Below are 7,770 nucleotides of genomic sequence, written 5' to 3'. Positions count from 1 at the left end.
TGCTCCGGAATCGCTCGTCCTCCCTCAGCTCCCCTGCGTTCAGCGCCTCCGTCAGGCGGGTCCACGTCGCTTCGGTAGAGGCGCCGACGTTGACCCATCCGTCGGCGGTGGGGAAGGCCTGATACGGAGCCGCGAGCGGATGCGCCGAGCCCATGGGGCCGGGTGAGACTCCGCTGGCGAGCGCGATCGCACTCTGCCAATACGTCTGGCTGATGCCGGCCTCGAAGAGCGACGTGTCGACGCGCTGCCCCTTACCGGTTCGTTCGCGCTCGAACAGTGCGGAGACAACGCCGAACGCCGCGAGCGTCCCCGCACTGATGTCCGTCACGGGCATGCCGACCTTCACGGGCGCGCGTCCCGGCCCCTCGCCGGTCACGCTCATGAGGCCCGCGTATCCCTGGGCGATCAGATCGAAGCCGCCCTGGCTCGAGAGAGGCCCGGTGCGACCGTAGCCCGTGATCTGGCAGTAGACGAGTCGCGGATTCAGCGCCGAGAGCTGCTCGTAGCCGAGGCCCATCCGGTCCATGGTACCCGCCCGAAAGTTCTCGATGATCACGTCGGCGCTCGCGACCAGGCGGCGGACGAGCGACCGCCCTTCTTCGGCGCGTAGGTCGAGAGCCAGTCCACGCTTCCCGCGGTTGAGCATCATGAACGCCGCCGACTCGCCACGCACATCCGGGGGTAGGAAGGCGCGGCTACCGTCGCCGTCGGGCAGCCTCTCGACCTTCACGACATCGGCGCCCATATCTCCGAGCATCAGCCCGCACACCGGTCCCGCCATGATATGAGCGAGCTCGATGACTCGAATACCGGAGAGCGGTGTCACCTTCACTCGCCCCGGAAGTCGGGCTCACGCTTTTCCAGGAACGCGGTCCGCCCCTCACGGTAGTCGGCGGTGCCAAACGCTTCGAGCGCCTCGTCCCGTTCGGCCTCGCTCAAGGGCGTCGGATCTGCGAGGCGGCGAATGAACTCCTTGTGCCACCGGTTCACCAGCGGAGCTCCAGCCGCGATCCGGCTGGCGAGATCGAAGCCCGCAGCCACGACCTCCCCATCCGGCACGACACGGCTCACGAGCCCGACGCGCCGCGCGTCGTCAGCGGCCATCAAGTCGCCGGTGAGCAAGATATCGAGCACCGTGCCCGGACCCAGCAGCGCGAGCAGAGGCTGGAGCTCCGCGTGCGACATGGTGAGGCCGAGGCGGTTGATGGGTGCCCCGAAGCGGCTCGAGGCCTCGCAGATACGCACATCACAGCACGCGGCGATCTCCAGGCCGCCGCCGACGCACAGTCCCTCGATGATCGCAAGCGTCGGATGCGGGCAGTCTCGAACGGCGTGCATCGCGCCGGCAATGGCGTCGGAGTATACGCGCACATCCTCCGGCGTGTCACGCTGGCTCGCGAAGGCCGAGATGTCGGAGCCCGCCGAGAACGCACGACCGCCACTGCCCCGTACTACGACGCATCCCAGGTCGGACCGTGCCGACAACTCCTGCATGGCGCCGGCGAGCGCGTGCCAGCCATCCCGATCGAGCACGTTGTGCTTCTCGGGGGCGTCGAGACGAACCTCGGCGATCCGTCCCTCGACCTTCGTACGAACTCGCTCGCTCATCGGTAAAACATCTCGACCAGAAACATGGGAACAGCCGGAACGTAGGTTACAAGCAGGAGCACGGCGAGCAACACCGCAACGAAGTACACGTTCACCTTGCTCACCTCCCAGATGTCCGCCTTCGCGACCGAGCAAGCGGTCACTAGTACCGACGCGACGGGCGGCGTCTGCTGACCGACGCCCAGGTTGAGCGTTACGACGAGCCCGAAGTGCACGGGGTCGATGCCAGCCGACTGGACGAGCGGCATCACGATCGGGACCACAAGGATGATGGCAGCCGCCGAGTGGAGAAATAGTCCGATTACCAGAAAGAAGGCGTTCAGCAACAGCAGGATCGCCCAACGGTCCTGGGTCAGCCCCATGATGCCCTCGGCGACTTGCTGCGGGACGCGCACCTCGGTCAGGTAGTCGCCGAGCAGTGCCGAAGCCGCGACGAGTAGCATGACCACCGCGGTCTGTGTGCCGCCCTCGAGAATCGCCTGGCGAAGCTTGGACAAATTGAGCTCGCGGTAGACGACTCCGCCAATGAACACGGACGCCACGACCGCGAGGCCCGCGCCCTCGGTCGCGGTCACCCATCCGCCGAAGATGCCACCCAGGATGATGATCGGGAGCGTGAGCGCCCAGGCCGCTCCCTTGAACGTCGACCACACGCGCTCCAGCTGGAACATCTGCTCCCTCGGGAAGTCGTAGCGACGCGCGAGCAGGTACGCGACGAGCATCATCAACAGCCCGCCGAGCACGCCTGGAATGATGCCCGCGACGAACAGCTCGATGATGGAGCTGCCCGACATGACGCCGTACAGGATCATCGGGATCGACGGCGGGATGATCACTGCGAGCGTCGCGGACGAAGACGTCACCGCGGCCGCGAAGGCCCGGGAGTACCCTCTTCTCTCCATCGCCGGGATGAGAATCGAGCCCAACGCCGCGACGTCCGCGACCGCCGAGCCGCTGATCTCCGCGAAAAAGAGCGATGCGCTGATCGTCACCATCGCCAGCCCGCCGCGGATGAAACCGACCAAAGAAGACGCGAAATCGATCAGCCGCCGACTGATGCCCGACGCGTTCATGATCGCGCCGGCGAGAATGAAGAGCGGGATCGCGATGAGCGGGAACGACGTCGCACCGCTGAACATCACGAGCGCCGCGTTGGGCAGAGACGCTACGCCGCCCGGTCCCGCAAGCATGGCCACGACCGCCGCGAGACCGAGGGAGATCGCGATCGGGACGCCGATGAGCACGAGCGCCAACAGGACGAGGCCGATGCCGAGCAGGCTCACGTACGCTCCTCCGGCTCGCCATCCTGCCGTGCGGGCTGTGCGAGGGCCTGTGGCAGCGACAGCAGTTGCGCCGCGATGAAGAGCACCGCTCCGATCGGGATCACCGACTGGGCCACGACCATCGGAAGCCACGGGAGCGATACGAGTGTCGTTCCGCCCAGCACGGTGAGCACCCGGACGCCGGCACCGGCGAGCACGACGAAGAACGCGAGCACGCACACTTCCGCTACCAGCACCACCGCCTTGCGCGCGCGCCCGGAGAGGCGGTCCACAAGGGTCGGCATGCCGATGTGTCCCCTGTGGAGCGCTGCCAACGCGGCGCCGTAGTACGTGAGCCACGCGAGCATGAGCGACGCGACCTCGTCGTACCAGACCAGCGAAGCACCCGCCTTTCGGAAGCCGACCCCCACCACGACGACCAGCGCGAGCGCGATCATCAGGAACAGTACGACGGCCTCGAGAACCGTTCGTAGTCCGTACCGCGCCCTGTCGAGGCTCACAGCGGTGTAGTCAGTTGGATCCTGCGGCGACGGCGCGCTGGACGAGGTCGCTGCCACCCTCGACGGTGCGCGCGAACTCGTCGTAGATCGGCGCACTGGAACGCTCGAAGGCGCTCCGCTCCGGGGTGTTCACGAGTACGCCGGCCTCGCGAACCCGGTCGAGCAGCTCGGCATCGAGACGGGTCGCGGTCTCGTGCACGAACGCCTGCGTCGCCTTCGCCTCCTCCTCGAGGATGCGGCGCACGTCCGCCGGCAGCCGGTCCCAGCGGGTGGGTGAGACGACGACGTACGCCGGAGTGTACACGTGCCCGGTGAGCGACAGGTACTCCTGCACCTCGTAGAGCTTCGAGGCCCAGATCTGGGCGAGCGGATTCTCTTGCCCATCGATCACGCCGGTCTGCAGTCCGATGAAGACCTCGGAGAGCGCCATCGGCGTCGGGTTGGCACCCAACTCCTGGAAGAGCTTCACCCGCCACACACCGCGCGGCGTGCGCAGCTTTATTCCGGCCAGGTCGTCGGGCCTCACGATGGGTCGCGTGTTGTTGGTCACGTGCCGGAATCCGTTTTCCCACACAGCGATGACGCGGTAGCCGGCGGCCTCGGCCAAAGGCACAAGATCAGGCCACACTACCGCCTCCTCGATCGCACGCATGTGGGCTCGATCTTGCACGAGATACGGCATCTCGAAGAGCCCGAACTCGTCGATCTGCGAAGACATCACCGAAGACGGCAGCGCGAACTCCACGGTGCCGAGCTTGATCTTCTGCAGCAACAGCTCGTCACCTCCGAGCTGACTCGACCCGAAGACGACGACCTCGTAGCCGTCGAGACGCTCGTTGGCACGGCGGGCGAATTCCTCCGCCGAGAGCGCGAAGAGCGAGCCCGGTTCGCCTACGTGGCCGAACTTCAGCTCCCGAGGCCCTCCCGTCTCCCCGGCGCACGCCGAGAAGAGGAGCAAGGCCGCGAACACCCACAGTCCGTGGTTCCGCATCAGATGCCTCCTCCCTCTTCCCTCATCAGGAACTCCATCGCCGCAGCCACTCCACCGCTGTCATGCGGGACGCCCGCGAGTGCGAGACCCATCTCCACACCGCCGAGCGTACCCAAGAGCGTGAGAGCATTCAGATCCCCCAGGTGCCCGATCCGGAAGACTCGCCCCTGTAATTTGCCGAGACCGCTGCCGAGCGACATGTCGTAGCGCTCCAGGATGGTCGCCCGCAGCGCCTCCGCATCCGATCCGTGCGGCACGATGACGGCGGTGAGAGCGTTGCTCGCCTCCGCGGCGTCCAACGCGAACGCCTCGAGGCCCCATGCGGCGACGGCCGCGCGCGTGGCCTCCGCCCAGCGCGCGTGACGGGCGAACACGCGCTCCAGCCCTTCTTCACGCAGCATCTTCAGCGCTTCGTCCAGCGCATAGAGCAGGTTGGTCGCAGGCGTGTACGGGAAGAAACCGCGCTCATTGAAGGTGAGCTGATCGTCCCAGTCCCAGTAGGACCGCGGCAGCTTCGCCGTGCGATGCGCCTGGAGCGCGCGCGGCCCGATGGCGACGAACGAGAGGCCGGGGGGAAGCATCAGCCCCTTCTGCGACCCTGTCACTGTGACGTCGATGCACCAGTCGTCGTGGCGGAGCTCGGTCACGCCCAGAGACGAGACGGTATCGACGAAAAGCAGCGCCCCGTGCTCGGAGGCACGCATCGCGGTTCCGATGGCTTCCACGTCGCTCGTGACCCCCGTCGAGGTCTCGTTGTGCACGACGAGGACCGCCTTGATCGCCTGCCGTGTGTCGGCGCGCAGGGAATCGATGACCGCGTCCGCGGCGACACCGCGGCGAGGCTCCCACGACTCGCGCTGCACGTCGAGCCCGAAGCGCTCGGCGACAGTCGCCCACTTGCCGGCGAAGAAGCCCTGGTCGAAGGACAATACCCGGTCCCCGGGCGACAGCGTGTTCGTCAGCGCGGCTTCCCAGGCGCCCGTCGCCGACGACGGGTAGATCAGAACCGGATGTTGGGTCCGGAACATCCACTTCAGCTCGGTGAGCAGTCGTTCCGTGAGCTTCTGGAACTCGGGCCCGCGGTGGTCGATCGTCGGCCGTGACATCGCGCGCAGAACACGCTCCGGCACGTTGGTAGGGCCGGGTAGCTGCAGGAAGTGGCGTCCGCTCTTGTACGTCACGCGAGTGGGAGTTGGAGGAACGCCCAACTTACACTCGCGACCTCATAGAGCCACTGGCGGCAGAGTCTTATGGAGTGACCGGCCGAGCTCACCAGCGCAGCACCCGCCATCCGGACGGGTAGGTCTCCACGACCCTCGCCTGCGCGAACGCGGCCAGCACCGACTCGGTCCAGCGATCGCGCTGCGCCTGCGGCACCGGCTCGCGGGGGTCGAACGGAACCACGGCGACGGAGTAGGCGCCGGCACGCACGTCTTCTTCGAACGCCGAAGCACCCCAAAGCCCGCGACGCGCAAGCGAGGTCATGATGAACGGATGCAATACAGGGCGACGCCCGCACGCCCGGGCGAGCCCCGCCTCTTCAACGAGCACAGGACCCTCGGGTGGCAGCGCCGCGCAGACCGAAGCGAGCTCGCCTGAGCGCTCCGCGAGCCTCGCGAGGTTGACCGCCACGAGTGCGCCGACGCCGACGTTGGCACCGATTATCTGGGTAGCTGCGAGCCAAGGCACGACTCTTCTGCGGAGCTCCGAACGCGGCGTACCGAAGATGACTGGCCCAGCGATCATGACGGTGGCCAGGTGAAGATCCAGGAAGTACGGGTAGCCGCTCCCTTCCCTAATGGCGGAAGCCGACCACACCAGCGCCCCACACCAGTACCACCACGCGAGGTCGGAGGCATCGTCGGTGCGGCCGCGCGTACCCGACCAGGCGGCGATGCCGAGCAGAATCGCCCACGGCGCTGCGTGGCTCGCGAGTTGGAAGCCCAGGTTGGCGAGCGAGTAGGTGCCGGCCGTGTAGACGATGAGGTGCCGCCACACTTCGCTTCCCCATGCGATCGACATCGCGGCGGCTCCTACGGCCCCAAGCAGAGCAAAGCCTGCCAGCGCGAATCCGCTTCCCGAGCGATGCTGACGCCACAGCCAGGCCAGCGCGACGAGCGCCGGGACCACCTGTGTCTGCTTCGCGAAACAAGCCGCAGCAAGCAGCACGCCCGATGCGAACAACGCGCGGTCGGTACGACCCCGATCCGCGAGCGCAAAGCCCGCGATCGTCAACCCGGCACCCCACATCTCGATGTGGAACTGGCCGGCACCATAAATGACGGGAACACTGGCGCCGAGCAGGCCGACCGTACCGAGCAGCGCCGTCCCCCGTACGCCGCGCGCGCGCAGCCACCCCGCCAACCCCCCGACGACAAGAGCGATCCCTAACGAATTGACCAGCCGCCCTGCGAGCAGCTCCGGCGCTCCAAGCGCGGTCAATCCACGAGCGAGAATGGGTACGAGCGGGGGATAGTTGAGCACGCGCTGCGGGAGACCCTCGCCGAGCGAGGGGTAGAGAACTCCTGATTCCAGCCACAATGTGAGGTGGTCCAGTAGCTCGCCGGCCGTGTAGTCGGGATCCATGGGGAAGGCGAGCAGCAGCGCCGTCCACAGCAGGAGCAGTACGCCAAACCACGCGAACTGGCACTTCGCGGCGAAGGAGCGGAGATCCTGGGGCAAGGGAGCCTACGTGAAGGAGGCCGGGGGACCGGCCATTGACAGGTCGCGGGGCTTCGCCAACGTGTCGATACCAGCGCGGAGGCCGCAAGGTAGGTGAGTACTTCTCCGAATACAGGCCTCGAGAACGCGCCAGACGCTCCTTCGACCCAATCGCCGGCACCATGCCCGTTTCGACAGCCCTGCCACGGAAAGCCCGCAGCACTTCGGTCGCGAGCGCCGCTCTGGCGCTGACGGTGCTCAGCGCTGCCCAGGTCGCGGGTCAGGAGGAGTCGAGCTGCCCTTCCGGGGTGGTCGACCGGGTGGAGGTCCTCAGCCACTCGATCTACGCACCTGAAGCGATCGAGCGATCACGCGTTCCTTGGGCCTTGCGGCTCGCCAACCGACTCCACGTCTCGACGCGTCCGGACCGGATCCGTGCCGAGATCGTAGTCAGCGAGGGGGACTGCCTCGACCTCGATGCTCTCGAGGAGTCGGAACGCCTAGTGCGCGAGTTGCTCTTCGTGGCGCGCGCGCGCGTCACGACGCATACGGAGGAGGGAGGGGGGCGAATAGTACTCGTCGAGGTCTGGGACGAGTGGAGCACGCGCGCCGGACTCAACCTCTCGATCGAGAACGAGCTCTACCTCATCGCTCCAGAGCAAGTTCTTTTTGGCCCACAGGACCCAGCGACCACCGCCATGGTGATACCTAAAGCCGCCGTCTTCAT

General features: G+C 66.9%; 8 protein-coding genes. 1 reads left to right on the top strand and 7 read right to left on the bottom strand.

The genetic code is table 11. The annotated features are described in order from the left end of the window. From IIB36_19745 to IIB36_19715, 7 genes are all read right to left on the bottom strand, one after another. Positions 1-832: CoA transferase (locus IIB36_19745; protein ID MCH7533975.1), on the bottom strand; the 832-nt coding region annotated here is incomplete at its 3' end. Next, complete coding sequence (locus IIB36_19740; GenBank protein MCH7533974.1) at positions 829-1,608, bottom strand: enoyl-CoA hydratase/isomerase family protein; 780 nt, start codon at positions 1,606-1,608, stop codon at positions 829-831. The genes IIB36_19740 and IIB36_19745, both read right to left, overlap by 4 nt. Beyond that, entirely contained in the window at positions 1,605-2,891 is a 1,287-nt protein-coding gene (locus IIB36_19735) for a TRAP transporter large permease (GenBank protein MCH7533973.1), read from the bottom strand. Before IIB36_19735 ends, IIB36_19740 begins: the two co-directional genes overlap by 4 nt. Then, positions 2,888-3,328: a TRAP transporter small permease subunit gene (locus tag IIB36_19730; GenBank protein ID MCH7533972.1), complete on the bottom strand. Its 441-nt coding sequence runs from the start codon at positions 3,326-3,328 to the stop codon at positions 2,888-2,890. Before IIB36_19730 ends, IIB36_19735 begins: the two co-directional genes overlap by 4 nt. A gap of 73 nt (positions 3,329-3,401) precedes the next feature. After that, the gene (locus IIB36_19725) at positions 3,402-4,382 is read right to left on the bottom strand and encodes a TRAP transporter substrate-binding protein (GenBank protein ID MCH7533971.1); all 981 of its coding nucleotides are present in this window, start codon (positions 4,380-4,382) and stop codon (positions 3,402-3,404) included. Further along, on the bottom strand, positions 4,382-5,563 hold the full coding sequence (locus IIB36_19720; GenBank protein MCH7533970.1) for an aminotransferase class V-fold PLP-dependent enzyme: 1,182 nt from the start codon (positions 5,561-5,563) through the stop codon (positions 4,382-4,384). Before IIB36_19720 ends, IIB36_19725 begins: the two co-directional genes overlap by 1 nt. An 88-nt stretch (positions 5,564-5,651) precedes the next feature. Next, positions 5,652-7,064 carry a hypothetical protein gene (locus IIB36_19715; GenBank protein MCH7533969.1) on the bottom strand — a complete coding sequence of 471 codons (1,413 nt, stop codon included), beginning with the start codon at positions 7,062-7,064 and terminating at the stop codon, positions 5,652-5,654. 161 nt (positions 7,065-7,225) lie between these two features. Here IIB36_19715 and IIB36_19710 point away from each other — a divergent pair. After that, the coding region (locus IIB36_19710; protein MCH7533968.1) for a hypothetical protein at positions 7,226-7,770 on the top strand (545 nt) is incomplete at its 3' end.

This window comes from Gemmatimonadota bacterium (assembly GCA_022560615.1).
Taxonomy (GTDB): domain Bacteria; phylum Gemmatimonadota; class Gemmatimonadetes; order Longimicrobiales; family Gaopeijiaceae; genus UBA1138.
Note: the sequence above shows the minus strand (reverse complement) of the source record. Positions and strands in the feature narration are given on the sequence as shown.